This window comes from Haloplanus litoreus, assembly GCF_045690335.1.
Lineage (GTDB): Archaea > Halobacteriota > Halobacteria > Halobacteriales > Haloferacaceae > Haloplanus > Haloplanus litoreus.
Window position 1 is genome coordinate 772,662 of the sequence record NZ_CP147874.1, and the last position, 14,364, is coordinate 787,025.

The window sequence follows — 14,364 nt, forward strand, 5'->3', positions numbered from 1 at the left end:
TGAACCTTCGGGTTCTCTCGGGGAGTTTATGTGGTGACCGGCCCCTTCGATACGGTATGAGCGAGGCCGAGGGGTCGTCTACGGGACGGGAGATCTGGATCGAGAAATACCGCCCGCAGACCCTGGCGGACGTGAAAGGACAGGACGACATCGTCGAGCGACTGTCGAGCTACATCGAGCGCGACGACCTCCCCCACCTCCTCTTTTCGGGACCGGCCGGCATCGGCAAGACCACCTGCGCCACGGCCATCGCCCGCGAGGTGTACGGCGACGACTGGCGGGGCAACTTCCTCGAACTCAACGCCTCGGATCAGCGCGGCATCGACGTGGTGCGCGACCGTATCAAGAGCTTCGCGCGCTCCTCTTTCGGCGGGTTCGACTACCGCATCATCTTCCTCGACGAGGCGGACTCACTCACTTCCGACGCCCAGTCAGCGCTCCGCCGGACGATGGAGCAGTTCGCCGACAACACCCGATTTATCCTCTCGTGTAACTACTCCAGTCGGATCATCGACCCGATCCAGTCGCGGTGTGCCGTCTTCCGGTTCTCGCCCCTGCCGGACGAGGCCATCGCGGCGCAGGCCCGCGAAATCGCCGAGGCCGAAGGGATCGAGATGACCGACGCCGGCCTCGACGCCCTCGTCTACGCCGCGGGTGGCGACATGCGGCGGGCGATCAACACGCTGCAGGCGGCGGCGACGACGGGCGAGACGGTCGACGAGGAGGCCGTCTACACGGTCACCAGCACCGCCCGCCCCGAGGAAATCGAGTCCATGGTCGAGGCGGCCATCGAGGGGGACTTCCCGCGGGCGCGGTCGACGCTCGAGACGTTGCTGGTCGACGCCGGGATGGCCGGCGGCGACGTGATCGATCAGCTCCACCGGTCGGCGTGGGAGTTCGACATCGACGACCGGCGGACGGTCCAGTTGATGGAGCGACTGGGCGAGGCCGACTACCGCATCACGGAGGGCGCCAACGAGCGGGTGCAACTGGAGGCGATGCTGGCGGCGCTGGCGCTGGAGGAGTGAGTCACCCCGTTATCATCTCGGATATTTGCTACGACGTCTATATAACGATCGCCTGATGCCCACCCCCTGTGAGCGACCTCAAAATCACCGAACGGGAACGGGGACAGGTGAGCGGCGACCGGCTCACCGAGCGGATCGGGATCGACTCCGGGGAGATCAACTGGCGGAAGGACTTCACACAGTTCGGGGAGGCCGACGAGGAGACGTTGGCCGGCCTCTCCACCACCTTCGACGAGATCTCCGACGACCTCGTCGAGGAGTTCTACGATCACATCCAGTCGTACTCCCAGTCGGTCGCGATCCTCGATTCGTCGTCGAAGTCGGTCGAGGCGTTGAAAAAGAGTCAGATGGAGTATTTGGAGGACCTGGGACGGGGCACTTACGACCAGTCCTACTTCGATCGGCGGGCACGGATCGGGAAGATCCACGACATGCTCGATCTGGGACCGAAGATCTACCTCGGCGCGTACTCGGTGTACTACGAGGGGATCTTTCGGGCCATCGGCGAGGAGGTCAAAGCCGACGTCGGGTCCGTGGAGGGCGCCGAGACGGACGCGGTATCGACCGCCGTCGACCGGGTCGTCGAGCAGGCGCTCTCGGTGGTCAAGCTCATCAACCTCGATCAGCAGGTCGCGATGGACGCGTACTTCGACTCGTACACGGAGCAACTCGAGTCGGAACTGGATCGCCAGCGGACGGTTGCCGAGAACGTCGAGTCGGCGCTCGACGAACTCCGAAACACGTCCGCGGAGGTGGCGGAGAGTTCCGAACAGATCAGCGGCATCACCGCGGATCAGGCCGACAACATGGCCGAGATTTCGGGGGAGATATCCAACCTTAGTGCGACCGTCGAGGAGGTAGCCTCCACCGCGAGCGAGGTGGCCTCGACCAGCGAACGCGCGGAAGCGCTCGCCGCCGACGGTCGCGACTCCGCGGCGGACGCGAAGGCCGTGATGGACGACGTGGGTGCGGCCGCCGACGACGTCACCGCCGACGTCGAACAGCTCAAGGCGCGCATCGACGAGATCGACGAGATCGTCGAGGTGATAAACGAGATCGCGGACCAGACGAACATCCTTGCCTTGAACGCCTCCATCGAGGCAGCTCGTGCCGGTGACGCGGGGGAGGGATTCGCCGTCGTCGCCAACGAGGTGAAATCACTCGCCGAGGAGTCACAGAACCAGGCCGGACGGATCGAGACGATGATCAACGAGATCCAAGACGAGACGTCGGATACCGTTTCGAGCCTCCAGACGACGACCGAGCAGATCGAGGTCGGCGTCGACCGCGTCGACACCTCGATGGGCAAACTCGACGAGATATCCGAGGCCGTGACCGATACCTCCACCGGCATCTCGGAGGTCGCCGATGCGACCGACGACCAGGCCGCAAGCACCGAAGAACTCGCGGCCATGATCGATCAGGCGAGTTCGCAGGCCGGGGACATCGAGGACGCGGTCGACGACATCGCCGCCATCAATCGGGAACAGACCGACAATCTCGACGAAATTTCTCACACGGTCCAGAAGCTGACGGAGGCGGACGGGGACACGACCGGATGACCGCCCGCCGAGCGGGGTCGAACGCGCCGCGAGGACGACGGTCACGCCCCGCACGCCTTCTCCGCCCGAAACACGCGTTCCCGGAACTGTTTTAGGCGGAGACGGGCCAAAGAGGGTGTAATGAGCGAACTCGAAGACGCCTACCGCCTCGAGTACTTCGAGGAGGAGGGGTTCACGCGGCAGGAGTGTTCCTCGTGTGGCGTACACTTCTGGGCACGGGTGGACCGCGATACTTGCGGCGAGCCGCCCTGTGACGACTACACGTTCATCGGCTCCCCCGGGTTCGACGAGGCGTACACGCTGGAGGAAATGCGCGAGGCCTTCCTCTCCTTCTTCGAGGAGCACGGCCACGAGCGCATCGACCCCTACCCCGTCGCGGCGAACCGCTGGCGCGACGACGTCCTCCTGACGCAGGCGTCCATCTACGACTTCCAGCCGCTGGTCACGTCCGGCGAGACGCCCCCGCCCGCCAACCCGCTCACCATCTCACAGCCCTGCATTCGGATGCAGGACATCGACAACGTGGGCAAGACCGGCCGGCACACCATGGCCTTCGAGATGATGGCCCACCACGCGTTCAACGTCCGCGAGGACGCCACCGACGACTACGCCTACGAGGGCGAGGTGTACTGGAAGGACGAGACGGTCGCCTACTGCGATCAGTTCTTCGAATCCATGGGCGCCGACCCCGAGGAAATCACCTACATCGAGGACCCGTGGGTCGGCGGCGGCAACGCCGGTCCGGCTTTCGAGGTCATCTACCGCGGCCTCGAACTCGCCACGCTCGTCTTCATGTCGATGGAGCAGGACCCCGACGGCGAGTACGAGATGAAAGACGGCAACCGCTACAGCCCGATGGACACCTACATCGTCGACACGGGCTACGGGCTGGAGCGGTGGACCTGGATGAGCCAGGGGACACCGACGGTGTACGAGGCAGTCTACCCCGAGATGATCGAGTTCCTCACGGAACACGCGGGTATCGACCACACCGACGAGGACGAGGCCCTGATCCGCGAGGCCGCCCGCCTCTCCGGCTACCTCGACATCGACGAAGTCGAGGACCTGTCCTCGGCCCGCGCCGAGGTGGCGGACGAACTCGGCGTCGACGCCGACCACCTCGCCGCCCTGCTGGAACCCCTCGAAGACGTCTACGCCATCGCCGATCACTGTCGGACGCTCGCCTACATGCTCGGCGACGGTATCGTCCCCTCGAACGTCGGTACGGGCTATCTCGCCCGGATGGTGCTCCGCCGGACCAAGCGCCTCGTCGACGGCCTCGACATCGACGCGCCCCTCGACGAACTCGTCGACATGCAGGCCGAACGGTTGGGCTACACCAACCGCGACACCATCCGCGACATGGTGCGGACCGAGGAGCGCAAGTATCGCGAGACACTCGAACGCGGCAGTCGGAAGGTCGAGAGCATCGCCGAGGAGTACGCCGCCCGTGGGGAGCCGATTCCCCGGGAGACGCTGATCGAACTCTACGACTCCCACGGCATCCAGCCGGACATGGTCGCCGAAATCGCCGGCGAGCACGGCGCCGCAGTCGACGTCCCGGACGACTTCTACGGGCTGGTTGCCGCCCGCCACGAGGGTGGTGGCGGCGCCGAGTCGGCGGCGGAGCGCGACGACCGACTGGCCGACCTGCCCGAGACCGAGCGCCTCTTCTACGACGACCAGGAGCGCACGGAGTTCGAAGCGGTCGTCCTCGACGTGTTCGAACGCGAGGACGGCTACGACGTGGTGCTCGACCAGACGATGTTCTACCCCGAGGGTGGGGGGCAGCCGGCGGACACGGGGATGCTCTCGACGGACGAGACGACCGTCGAGGTGACCGACGTAACGCGCCGCGACGGCGTGATCCTCCACCGCACGACCGACAATCCCGGCAAGGGTGAGTTCGTCACCGGTCGGATCGACGCCGACCGCCGGTTCAGCCTGATGCGCCACCACACCGCGACCCACGTCATCGGCTACGCCGCCCGGCAGGTCCTCGGCGACCACGTCCGGCAGGCCGGCGCCCAGAAGGGCACCGATCAGTCGCGTCTCGACGTCCGCCACTTCCGGCGGATCAGCCGCGAGGAGGTCAAAGAGATCGAACGCGTCGCCAACGAGGTGGTGACGGACAATCTGCCGGTCACTCAGGAGTGGCCCGACCGACACGAGGCGGAGGCCGAACACGGCTTCGACCTGTACCAGGGCGGCGTCCCGCCGGGACAGCAGATCCGCCTCGTCCACGTCGACGAGGACGTCCAGGCGTGTGCCGGCACGCACGTCTCGCGGACGGGCGACATCGGCGCGATCAAAATCGTCAAGACCGAACCGATCCAGGACGGCGTCGAGCGCATCGTCTTCGCGGCCGGAGCGGCCGCCATCGAGGCCACCCAGCGGACCGAGGACGCCCTCTACGAGGCTGCGGACGTCCTCGACGTCTCCCCGGAGGCCGTGCCCGAGACGGCCGATCGCTTCTTCCGGGAGTGGAAGGAACGGGGCAAACAGATCGACCGCCTGAAAGAGGAGCTCGCGGAGGTTCGTGCGGCCGCGGTCGACGCCGACGAGGTGGACGTGGGCGGCGTCTCGGCCGTGATCCGGCGGATGGACGGCGACGCCGACGAGTTGCGCGCGACGGCGAACGCCATCGTCGACGACGGTTCGGTAGCCGTCCTCGGAAGCGCCGCGGGCGGCAGCGCCCAGTTCGTCGTCGGCGTGCCCGACGGTGTCGACCTGAACGCCGGCGAAGTCGTCGGCCGCCTGGCGAGTCGCGTCGGCGGCGGTGGCGGCGGCCCACCGGACTTCGCGCAGGGGGGCGGTCCCGACGTCGACGCACTCGACGACGCCCTCGACGAGGCGCCCGACGTGCTCAGAGCGATCCGGAACGCCTGATAGGACTGCTGTAGCTGTTTGCCGGCCGCCGCCACCCACTGGCGGTGACGGCCGAACACGGCTCACAACGATCCGTATGTGCAACGCCTGGGTCCTCCCCACGAGTATCACTCGCGAAACTTGCGGACGAGTATTGATATGTGTGTCCGTGAGTAGTTCCCCCGTGAAATCGTCGTCTCGGTTCCCGAGTTCCTCCGCACTGTCGGTGTACGGTCTGCTGATCGCGGGCGTTCTGGCGCTCGCCGTCGCGTCGCTGCCCGGCGGGTCGCTCCTGAAGGAGGTGTCGCCGTTGGACCTCGTGACCGGTGCGACCCCCGTCGATCCGCCGTCGCTGGCCTTCGGTGGCGGGCTGGTCGCCGTCGGCGTCGCGGCCGTCGCGCTCGGCCTGTCGCTCCTGTTCGCACGCGTGGCCTAAGTGTTCCCCACCCCTACGACCGTCTATGCCCACCGCGTCCAACGGTTCCGTGTCGCTGTACTACGAAGTCGACGGCGACTCCGACGCCGAGACGGTCGTCTGTCTCGGTGACGTCGGCTACGGCGCCTGGCAGTGGGGCTGGCAACACGCCGGGCTGACGGGCCCCTTCGAGACGCTGGTGACCGACCTCCGTGGAGCCGGTCGGTCGGATGCCCCGCCCGGGCCCTACGCCGTCGACGAACTCGTCGCCGACGTGCAGGCCGTCCTCGAGGCCCACGGCAGTCGACGGGTCCACGTCGTCGGCGCCGGACTCGGGGGGATGGTCGCTCTGGAACTCGCCAGGCTCTCCTCGCGGCCGCGCTCGCTCGCCCTCCTCGGGACCGCTCCCATCGGCGCCGACCTGACGCTCGACCCGCTGTTCGGTGCGCCGTCGGACCCCGACGCCTTGGAGACGTCGCTCGCGGCCGCACTCTCCCGGGAGTTCCTCGACGCCCACCCCGACGTGATCGAACGGATCGTCGACTGGCGGGCCGCCGAGGACACCTCCCGCGAGGCGTGGGACGCTCAGGCCGCCGCCGTCGAGGCGTTCGACCTCTCGAATCGGCTGTACGAGATCGACGTGCCGTCGCTCGTGATCCACGGCCGCGACGACGCCGTCTGGCCGGTCGACCGAGGGCGGCGCCTCGCGGAGGAGTTGCCGCGTGGGGAGTTCGTCGGCCTGGACGGCGGCCATCTGATCGGCATCGAGCGCTCCCGCGAGGTGAACGACCGCCTGTTCGGCTTCTTCGAGGCGTAAGAGACTAAGCGCCCGCGCTCGTCCGAACGGACGATGCGTCGTCCCCGCCTCGTCCTCCTGGACGCCTCCTACGGCACCGACCACACCCGTCGGAACTTCCGGCGGGAACTGGACGCCGACCTCGTCGAGTTCGACGTGACGGCCGGCGACCTGCCCCCGGACTTCGACTACGACGGCGTCGTCGTGACCGGATCGCGCGCCTCCGTCTACTGGGACGAGCCCTGGATCGCCGACCTGGTCTCCTGGATCGAGCGGGCGGCCGACCGGGGGCTGCCACTCCTCGGCGTCTGCTACGGGCACCAGGCGCTCGCCGTGGCCCTCGGCGGACGGGTCGAGGCGATGGACGACATCGAGATCGGGTATCGTGAGATCCGCCGCGAGGACGACGCGCTGTTCGAGGGGCTCGACGCCCCCTTCGTCGCCTTCGAGACCCACTCGGATTGGGTGGTCGACCTGCCGTCCGACGCGACCCGCCTCGCCGAGAACGAGCGCGGAGTGCAGGCGTTCCGTCGCGGCGACTGCTGGGGCGTACAGTTCCACCCCGAGTACGACCGTGGAAGCGCCGAGACGGTGACCCGGGGGAAGGACCTCCCCGAGGCCCGCATCGAGGCGGTCCTCGACGGCATCGCGGACGACGACACCTACGCCGCGGCCTGCCGGACCAAGCGGCTGTTCGACAACTTCACCGACTACGTCCGACGGCGGGCGGCCGACGAGGGGGCGTCGGCGGACGCGTAGTCATCGCGTCGGCGGACGCGCAGTCATCGCGTCGGCGGACGCGCAGTCCCCGCCCACCACCGTTTTTGAGCACCGGCCACGGAGTGGCCGTATGGATCACGACCTGACCATCGACGAGAAGCGCGTCTACGCCGACCGGACGGGCGCCGTAGCGGTGCTGGTCGCCGCCGAACAGGGGCTGGTCGTCGCGTCGCTGTCGGCCGATCTCGTCGGCGAATTCGGTCTCGATCACCGAGCGCCCGTCCGCGACGTCGCCGCCGCCGGAAACCGCCGCGTCGTCGCCACCGCCGAGGACGTTCTCGTCGGCACCTACGACCCCACTGACTTCGGTCCCGCCGTCGCCGTGGGCTTCGATCACGGGGGCGCACCGGTCGCGGCCGGGCCGGACGGCCGGGTCGCTCGCCTCGACGACGGATGGACGACGCTCGGCACCGTCGAGGATCCCCGGGCCGTCGACGGCGGGATGATCGCCGCCGCCGACGGGGTCCATCGGATCGTCGACGACGGCCTGCGCGACGTCGGCCTCTCGGCCGTGGCCGACGTCCACGGCCGGGGGATGCCGCTCGCGGCGACGGCGTCCGGCCTCTACCGCCTCGGCAACGGCTGGATGGACGAATGCGACGGCGCGTTCTCGGTCGTCTGTGCCGACGCGGCCGACGACCGGGCCGCGGCCGTCGGCGACGCGGGCGTTCTCGTCCGGGAGGCCATCGGGGAGTGGACGCCCGTCGAGACGCCCGCGTCGAACGTCGTCGACGTGGGCTTCACCGAGGCGGCGACGGTGGCGGTGACCGCCGACGGGACGTTGCTCGCCGACGCGGGCGAGGGCTGGCGGACGCGCGCACTGGGGGTCACGGGCGTCTCGCGACTGGCCGTGCAGACGTAACGGAAACGGTTTTCGGGGCGGCCGTCGACCCACCCGTATGATCGTCCCCGGTTCGGAGTCGCAGGCGCTCGGTGCGGCGCTGGCCGCCGAGACGGGACACTCGCTCGCCGCCGTCGACTACGAGCGATTCCCGGACGGCGAACTGATGGCGTCGGTCGGCGTTCCGGAGGGAGTCGACCGGGCGGTCGTCGTCGCGGCGACGACGACCGACGCCGCACACGTCGAACTCCTGCAGTTGCAGGACGCCGTTCGCGAGGCCGGCGTCGACCGGGTGGTGACCGTCGTTCCCTACATGGGCTACGGTCGACAGGAGCGTGCGTTCGAACCCGGACAGCCGGTGTCGGCCCGTGCCGTCGCCCGCGCCATCTCGACGGGCACCGACCGGGTCGTCCTCGTCGACCCCCACGAGGCGTCGGTGCGGGACTTTTTCGACGTCCCCTGTACCGTGGTGGGGGCGGCCGCCCGCCTCGCCGACCCGCTCGCCGCCGACCTGACCGACCCGCTCTTTCTCTCGCCCGATGCGGGTGCCATCGACCTGGCCGAAGCCGTGCGCGACGCCTACGGCCGCGGCGACGTGGACTACTTCGAGAAGGTGCGCCACTCCGGGACCGAGGTGGAGGTCACGCCGAGCGACGCCGCCGTCGAGGGCCGGGACGTGGTCGTCGTCGACGACATCGTCGCCACTGGCTCGACGATGAGTGAGTCCATCGCCGTCCTGAACGGTCGCGGTGCCGCCGACGTGTCCGTCGCCTGCGTCCACCCGCTGTTCGCACGGAACGCGCGGACGAAACTCGAACGCGCCGGGGTGTCGGCCATCTACGCCACAGACACCATCGAACGCGACGTGACGGCCGTCTCCGTCGCGCCCACCGTCGCCGACGTGCTGTAGGCGATGCCCGCCCCTGTCCTCGATCCGCCCGTCCCCGACGACGCCCTCGTCCTCGCGCCCGACTGCCGGCGCTGTCCCGCCCTCGTCGCCTCGCGTGACCGCATCGCGTGGGGGAACGGCCCGGCCGACGCCGCGGTGCTGGTCGTCGGGGAGGCGCCCGCAGCGGGCGCCTCCGAGGCCACCGACTGGCCCGGCGGCAACCGTTCGAGGCTCGCCTACACCTCGCGGCACTCGGGGCGCCGGATTCGGTCACTCCTCGCTGCGGTCGGCGTCGATGACGCCTTCTACACGAACGCCGTGAAGTGTTTTCCGTCCGGCGACGACGGCTCGACCCGCGAACCCACCGACGCGGAGCGATCGAACTGTCGGGGCCACCTTCTGACGGAACTCGACGTCGTCGATCCGACGGTCACCGTCGCGACCGGCACGCACGCGACGGCGACGCTCCTCGCCGCCGAGGGGCGCGAACTCGGCGGCTTCGTCGACCGCGTCCTCGACCCGGTCGACTGCCCGACGCTCGGCACGACGGTCGTCCCCCTCCTGCATCCCTCCTACGTCGACGTGTGGCGCCCGCGACTCGGCTACGACCGGGCCGAGTATCGGACGGCGTTGGCGCGGACGCTACGCGCGTGTGGCGTCGACGCCGACGCGGACAGAACCTGATCCCGCTCATACTGTCCGATGTAACTGTCTCAACACTTTCGTCACCCCGGAGTCACGAACGTCGTGATCGACTTCCGGCCGACAGTATCAGTCGGTGAACCCCGTCACGCTCACCCGTTCGTCGGTCGCCCACTCGACGAATATCAGGAGCCCCGCGTACACCATCAACACGTACGACAGGACGATCGCGATCAACCCCATCGACAGCAACTCGCTCCCCTCGATCGGAAGCGAGAGCGCGCCGCCGACCGCGAGTACGCCCGCGACGATGGGGACGCCGGCGACTGCCGGACTGAGAAGGCCGATCAGGCCAACCTTGGCGTACCACGGGTCGAGCACTTCGGCGAGGGTCGGTCCCTCCCGACCCTCGACGGCGACGTCCGGCGGGAGCGGCCAGTCGCTTCGCTCGTCGTCCCACCAGTAGATCCGTCCACCGTTGGCTCGCATCGACGCGCAAATTCCGATCTCCTCGAGCGTATTCAGTTTGTTTCGGACGGTTTCCTTGCCGTGTCCGGTGTCGAGTTCCGCCTGCATCTGCGACGCCGTCCAGATCGGCCGGTCGTGGCCGCGCATCGTCGTCGCGACCGTCGCCGGCAGGAGTTCGTTCCCGTTCGTGTGTCGGGGATCGGTCTTGAGTTTCGCGTGGGCGTCCTCGGGGAGGGTTTCGAACCGTGTCATGGGTGCGTGCTCGGCGAATCGTGGGTCGGCGAAGGGCTATCGCGCCCCACCGACCGTCGATTTTCGACCCCGGTTCAAGTACGCTTGGGTCCTCAGGATGGACGATGCCACCGACTCACTCGCCGTTCCGTGCGCCTCGGCCGACGAACGCTCTCCGATCGAACCCCGCCGCGCGCCGACGGTGCCCATGACCCGCCCGAGACGACCGTTGGGGCGGGCACTCGACGCGGTCGGGGACCCCCTCCGACGGCGTGTCCTGCTGGCACTCCTCGAGCACGGCCCGGACGCGGCGAGCGGCGTCGACGCCGAAGCCGTCGCCCCATCGACCGCCGATCCGGATCAACTCACCACGTCGCTCGTGCACGTCCACCTGCCGAAGCTCTCGGATCTCGGGTACGTTCGGTGGGACCGCGAGACGACGTACGTCCGACGCGGCCCGGCGTTCTCGGAGGTCGCACCGCTCGTTCGGCTCCTCCACGACCACCGAACGGACCTCCCTTACGCGTGGCCGTGACCGGGGGTAGCGACGGTCCGTGACCGTCGTCGGCGGACGACGCCGGATCAGTCCTCGTACGAGGGCACGTCGCCGACGCCGAGGCGCATCTCGTACCGGCTACTGTACAGGTACGCAAGTGAGGAGACGAACGACGCGACGGAGACGATACCCGCCCACTCGCGGTAGCCGAAGAGCGTGAACGGATACAGGCCCATCCACACTGCCGCTACGGCGAGCAGCATCGTCGTCGACAGCAACAGAAAGTACAGCGCCCACGGAATCTCGTCCTCCGAGACGGTTTCCAGATACACGTCGAGGTCTTCCCCCTGTTCGGTCAGGCTTATATCTCCGTTCCCCCGGTCGAACTCGACGATTCCAGCCTCGTCCATCTTCGGCAGGTGGAACTGGTACAGCGACGTGTGGACGCTCTTTCGGTCGTCGTATCCGACCTGTTCGGGTCTGACGCCGAGTTCTACGGCCGTGATGCGCGTCGACAGTTCGGACATATCGACGGGGTCGTCACGACGGTGCAAGTGATCGAAGACGAGTCGCCGCCGCTGGTTACTGAACACCTCGAATACGTCGTCTTTCGACAGTGATCCCGTCTCGTCTCCCCGATCACACTCGCCACGTAATTTCATCCCAGCAATAACTGTGGATTACTTACACATTGTTATGATCCCATATCGGTCGATCAATGGGTTCGTTGTGGCGTTCAATCCTTCCCAGAAGGTGTCTCTGCGCTCCGGCACCGAAACGTCTCGATTCACGACGGGGTCGGTACGGTACGATAAATCGTCGGTTTCGGTGCGGCAGACGGGTCGTTACCGGTGTCGTAGTCGCCTATATAACAATGACCCTTCCAGCCCCCCGTTGGGATACGCTCGTGACGAACCACGGGCGGTGACAACCCATGGATCGACGAAAGTTCTTGGTTGGACTCGGATCGCTCGCCGCCGGCGGGGCGGCCTCGATAGGCACTGGCGCGACGGACGTCATCCAGACGAACCGCAGCGTCAGTCTCGACGTCGCAGGCGACGCGAACGCGTACCTCACCCTCGACCCGGACGTCGGTTCGGGGTCGGAGTTCGTGGAGACGACTTCCGACGGGACGATCAGCTTCGACTTCTCCGGATCGTCGACGGGTGCGGAAGGCGTCAACAACAACGCCACCACGGCCGCACGCCCCGCGTTCCGGATGGAGAACCAGTCCGACTCGACGCTGTACACCGAGGTGTGGAACCCGTTCCGAAACGGGAACATCGACAGCCAGCAGCAGAACACTCGGGGCACCTCCTCGGTGACGATGCCTGCCGGACTCGACTTTCAGTTTATCGCCGTCAAGCAGGGACAGTCGAACAGTATCGGCAACGGTCAGGCGGCGCTGATCGACCGCACTCCCGGCGGGATGGAGGTCCCCGACAACTACAACCCGAGTTCTGGGAGCTTCGGCGACGTGCCGTCGAACGCCTACCTCATCCGAGATCCCAGCGGACAGAAGAGCTTCGCCGGGTGGACAGTCGACCTGACGAAGGACGACCGGATCGGTCACATCGAACTCGGATCTGGTGAGGCCGTCGACGTCATCGTCCGACTCGTGGCGGACGGCGTCGACCTGAGTAGTGCCAACATCCCCACGGACGGCCCGGTGTACATCGAAGCGGCCAGCGATCAGAATCAGATGACGTTCCCCGAAGCGACCGGTCCCAGCCTGGTGTAACGGCTCCTCTGCTTCGGGCCCCGTTCGACGCCGGTGAGCACGACCTCGGAGACGGCCGACGTCCGACGCTTCGATGGATCGCTCCCAGCGAGGAGCGCCGTCGCCGGGACGCTTTTGAGCGCCGCCGCCCATCGAACGTGTATGAGCGACTGCATCTTCTGTTCCATCGTCGACGGAGAGATTCCCAGCTACACCGTATACGAGGACGACACCGTCGTGGCGTTCCTCGACGCCAACCCCCTCGCCCGCGGGCACACGCTGGTCATTCCCAAACACCACCACGAACGGGTCAACGACCTGCCCGCGGACCTCGCAGCTGACCTCTTCGCCGCGGTCCACGAGCTGACCGACCGGATCGAAGCGGCGGTCGACGCCGAGGCGACGACCATCGCCGTCAACAACGGCGAACTCGCCGGTCAGGAGGTTCCGCACGTCCACGTTCACGTCGTCCCGCGGTTCGAGGGCGACGGCGGCCGCCCCATCCACGCTCTGATCGAGGAGCGCCCCGACGTGGGCGACGACGAACTCGAAGACCTGGCCGCGGCCGTCGGCTCCGCCTGAGACGGTCCGTCGCAAGCCAGTACCGTCGGTCGACGGACCGTCACGGCGAACCACTTGGAAGCAGCTATTACTCCCCTAGACGCCGCGCTCGAACCCGGCACGGACGGGTACGACGCCGGTTTCGTGCCACCACCAAGCACTAAGTGCTGTTCATCCATTATACAGGTAAATGTCTGTAAGGTTGTGCAAGCAAACGCATTTATACTGCAAACTCGTGTCGTAATATGCGCGAGGTGATCGAAGATACGAACAACTCTGTGTGATCCGTAACCGGTCCGATCCACCGCGTCGTCAACGCCACACGAGACGGTCAGTCTCCAGGGTGATACGACTGGGAATGCTACCCGCTATCGTTCATGGCCGACGCACTCACCTGCTCCCGGTGGGGCGTCCACCCTGTTTTCACGACATGCCACGGATACGGAACTGTTTGCACGCCCGATCGCCGGACTACGTGCGATCTGGGGGTGCAACGACTTACGAGGGCCGCTGTAGATGCCGTCCACCACGGACAACAGTCCGATCGGTCAGGTTCTGTCGCAGCCACACCACGTCGAGTCACCAGCGAGGCCATCACCGGCGCCGGTCGCCGCTTCCCGTTCCGTTCGCGGCCGCACACTCAGGCCGCCGAAGGGACGTACCGAGCACCCTCACGAGCGACGACGTCGTACCCGGACAGCGTGCTCAGTACCGGGAACAGGGTGATCTTTCGCAGGCCGAGGGCCTCGTGGAGTTCCTCTACCGTCGCACCGTCGGTGGCCGCGAGGAACACGTAGACGAGTTTCGACTCCGCAGAACTCAGTTCGTCCGGCACGTCGATGGTGGTTCGGTCGGCGTCGGGGGTGTCGAGGTGGGTGGCGCTCATCTCGACTAGTTACTCTGCCTACAGGTGCATAACTGTTATTCTATATGATATGTTGTGATCGATCCGGACGATTCCCATCAGTGACATTCGTGAACGATCCGCTATCTCCGGAGATATACGTTCAGTACCGACTGTGGTGCCGACATCCGGTGTATCAGATTTTTCACGTTCGTTCGTAATT

15 protein-coding genes are annotated in these 14,364 nt (G+C 67.1%); 12 read left to right on the forward strand and 3 right to left on the reverse strand.

Annotated features, from left to right (window positions below; translation table 11 throughout):
• The first annotated feature begins 56 nt into the window (after positions 1-56).
• From V8686_RS04195 to V8686_RS04235, 9 genes are all read left to right on the forward strand, one after another.
• Positions 57-1,028 (forward strand): replication factor C small subunit, encoded by a 972-nt coding sequence (locus V8686_RS04195; RefSeq protein ID WP_379702711.1) that lies wholly within the window; start codon positions 57-59, stop codon positions 1,026-1,028.
• Positions 1,029-1,096: 68 nt separating this feature from the next.
• Positions 1,097-2,590 carry a globin-coupled sensor protein gene (locus V8686_RS04200; protein ID WP_379702712.1) on the forward strand — a complete coding sequence of 498 codons (1,494 nt, stop codon included), beginning with the start codon at positions 1,097-1,099 and terminating at the stop codon, positions 2,588-2,590.
• Positions 2,591-2,710: 120 nt separating this feature from the next.
• Positions 2,711-5,479, forward strand: a complete 2,769-nt coding sequence (alaS, locus tag V8686_RS04205; RefSeq protein ID WP_379702713.1) for an alanine--tRNA ligase — start codon at positions 2,711-2,713, stop codon at positions 5,477-5,479.
• A gap of 163 nt (positions 5,480-5,642) precedes the next feature.
• Entirely contained in the window at positions 5,643-5,894 is a 252-nt protein-coding gene (locus V8686_RS04210; RefSeq protein WP_379702714.1) for a hypothetical protein, read from the forward strand.
• A 25-nt stretch (positions 5,895-5,919) separates the two neighbouring features.
• Complete coding sequence (locus V8686_RS04215) at positions 5,920-6,690, forward strand: alpha/beta fold hydrolase (protein WP_379702715.1); 771 nt, start codon at positions 5,920-5,922, stop codon at positions 6,688-6,690.
• A gap of 33 nt (positions 6,691-6,723) precedes the next feature.
• Entirely contained in the window at positions 6,724-7,428 is a 705-nt protein-coding gene (locus tag V8686_RS04220; protein ID WP_379702716.1) for a type 1 glutamine amidotransferase, read from the forward strand.
• 91 nt (positions 7,429-7,519) lie between these two features.
• The gene (locus tag V8686_RS04225; RefSeq protein ID WP_379702717.1) at positions 7,520-8,311 is read left to right on the forward strand and encodes an HVO_0234 family beta-propeller protein; all 792 of its coding nucleotides are present in this window, start codon (positions 7,520-7,522) and stop codon (positions 8,309-8,311) included.
• 37 nt (positions 8,312-8,348) lie between these two features.
• Complete coding sequence (gene prs, locus V8686_RS04230; RefSeq protein ID WP_379702718.1) at positions 8,349-9,200, forward strand: ribose-phosphate diphosphokinase; 852 nt, start codon at positions 8,349-8,351, stop codon at positions 9,198-9,200.
• 3 nt (positions 9,201-9,203) lie between these two features.
• Positions 9,204-9,863: a uracil-DNA glycosylase gene (locus V8686_RS04235; protein ID WP_379702719.1), complete on the forward strand. Its 660-nt coding sequence runs from the start codon at positions 9,204-9,206 to the stop codon at positions 9,861-9,863.
• An 87-nt stretch (positions 9,864-9,950) separates the two neighbouring features.
• Here V8686_RS04235 and V8686_RS04240 read toward each other — a convergent pair whose 3' ends face one another.
• Positions 9,951-10,541: a hypothetical protein gene (locus V8686_RS04240; RefSeq protein WP_379702720.1), complete on the reverse strand. Its 591-nt coding sequence runs from the start codon at positions 10,539-10,541 to the stop codon at positions 9,951-9,953.
• Positions 10,542-10,728: 187 nt separating this feature from the next.
• Here V8686_RS04240 and V8686_RS04245 point away from each other — a divergent pair, with 187 nt between their 5' ends.
• Positions 10,729-11,055 (forward strand): DUF7344 domain-containing protein, encoded by a 327-nt coding sequence (locus V8686_RS04245; RefSeq protein WP_379702721.1) that lies wholly within the window; start codon positions 10,729-10,731, stop codon positions 11,053-11,055.
• A 47-nt stretch (positions 11,056-11,102) separates the two neighbouring features.
• Here the strand turns inward: V8686_RS04245 and V8686_RS04250 are convergent, their stop codons facing one another.
• Complete coding sequence (locus V8686_RS04250; protein ID WP_379702723.1) at positions 11,103-11,678, reverse strand: DUF7344 domain-containing protein; 576 nt, start codon at positions 11,676-11,678, stop codon at positions 11,103-11,105.
• A gap of 272 nt (positions 11,679-11,950) precedes the next feature.
• On the opposite strand from V8686_RS04250, the gene V8686_RS04255 reads away from it, so the two are divergent.
• A complete protein-coding gene (locus V8686_RS04255) occupies positions 11,951-12,757 on the forward strand; it encodes a hypothetical protein (RefSeq protein ID WP_379702724.1) in 807 nt (268 codons plus the stop codon).
• Between the two features lie 141 nt (positions 12,758-12,898).
• Positions 12,899-13,318 carry an HIT domain-containing protein gene (locus V8686_RS04260; protein ID WP_379702725.1) on the forward strand — a complete coding sequence of 140 codons (420 nt, stop codon included), beginning with the start codon at positions 12,899-12,901 and terminating at the stop codon, positions 13,316-13,318.
• A 619-nt stretch (positions 13,319-13,937) separates the two neighbouring features.
• Here the strand turns inward: V8686_RS04260 and V8686_RS04265 are convergent.
• Positions 13,938-14,183 carry a MarR family transcriptional regulator gene (locus tag V8686_RS04265; protein WP_379702726.1) on the reverse strand — a complete coding sequence of 82 codons (246 nt, stop codon included), beginning with the start codon at positions 14,181-14,183 and terminating at the stop codon, positions 13,938-13,940.
• Positions 14,184-14,364 lie beyond the last annotated feature (181 nt).

Excerpts from the sequence above, each read along its gene's own strand:
- V8686_RS04245 (WP_379702721.1), top strand. The coding sequence starts at position 10,729 with ATGACCCGCCCGAGACGACCGTTGGGGCGGGCACTCGACGCGGTCGGG.
- V8686_RS04215 (WP_379702715.1), top strand. The coding sequence starts at position 5,920 with ATGCCCACCGCGTCCAACGGTTCCGTGTCGCTGTACTACGAAGTCGAC.
- V8686_RS04240 (WP_379702720.1), bottom strand. The coding sequence starts at position 10,541 with ATGACACGGTTCGAAACCCTCCCCGAGGACGCCCACGCGAAACTCAAG.
- V8686_RS04250 (WP_379702723.1), bottom strand. The coding sequence starts at position 11,678 with ATGAAATTACGTGGCGAGTGTGATCGGGGAGACGAGACGGGATCACTG.
- V8686_RS04195 (WP_379702711.1), top strand. The coding sequence starts at position 57 with ATGAGCGAGGCCGAGGGGTCGTCTACGGGACGGGAGATCTGGATCGAG.
- V8686_RS04265 (WP_379702726.1), bottom strand. The coding sequence starts at position 14,183 with ATGAGCGCCACCCACCTCGACACCCCCGACGCCGACCGAACCACCATC.
- V8686_RS04225 (WP_379702717.1), top strand. The coding sequence starts at position 7,520 with ATGGATCACGACCTGACCATCGACGAGAAGCGCGTCTACGCCGACCGG.
- V8686_RS04255 (WP_379702724.1), top strand. The coding sequence starts at position 11,951 with ATGGATCGACGAAAGTTCTTGGTTGGACTCGGATCGCTCGCCGCCGGC.
- alaS (WP_379702713.1), top strand. The coding sequence starts at position 2,711 with ATGAGCGAACTCGAAGACGCCTACCGCCTCGAGTACTTCGAGGAGGAG.
- V8686_RS04235 (WP_379702719.1), top strand. The coding sequence starts at position 9,204 with ATGCCCGCCCCTGTCCTCGATCCGCCCGTCCCCGACGACGCCCTCGTC.
- V8686_RS04260 (WP_379702725.1), top strand. The coding sequence starts at position 12,899 with ATGAGCGACTGCATCTTCTGTTCCATCGTCGACGGAGAGATTCCCAGC.
- prs (WP_379702718.1), top strand. The coding sequence starts at position 8,349 with ATGATCGTCCCCGGTTCGGAGTCGCAGGCGCTCGGTGCGGCGCTGGCC.
- V8686_RS04220 (WP_379702716.1), top strand. The coding sequence starts at position 6,724 with ATGCGTCGTCCCCGCCTCGTCCTCCTGGACGCCTCCTACGGCACCGAC.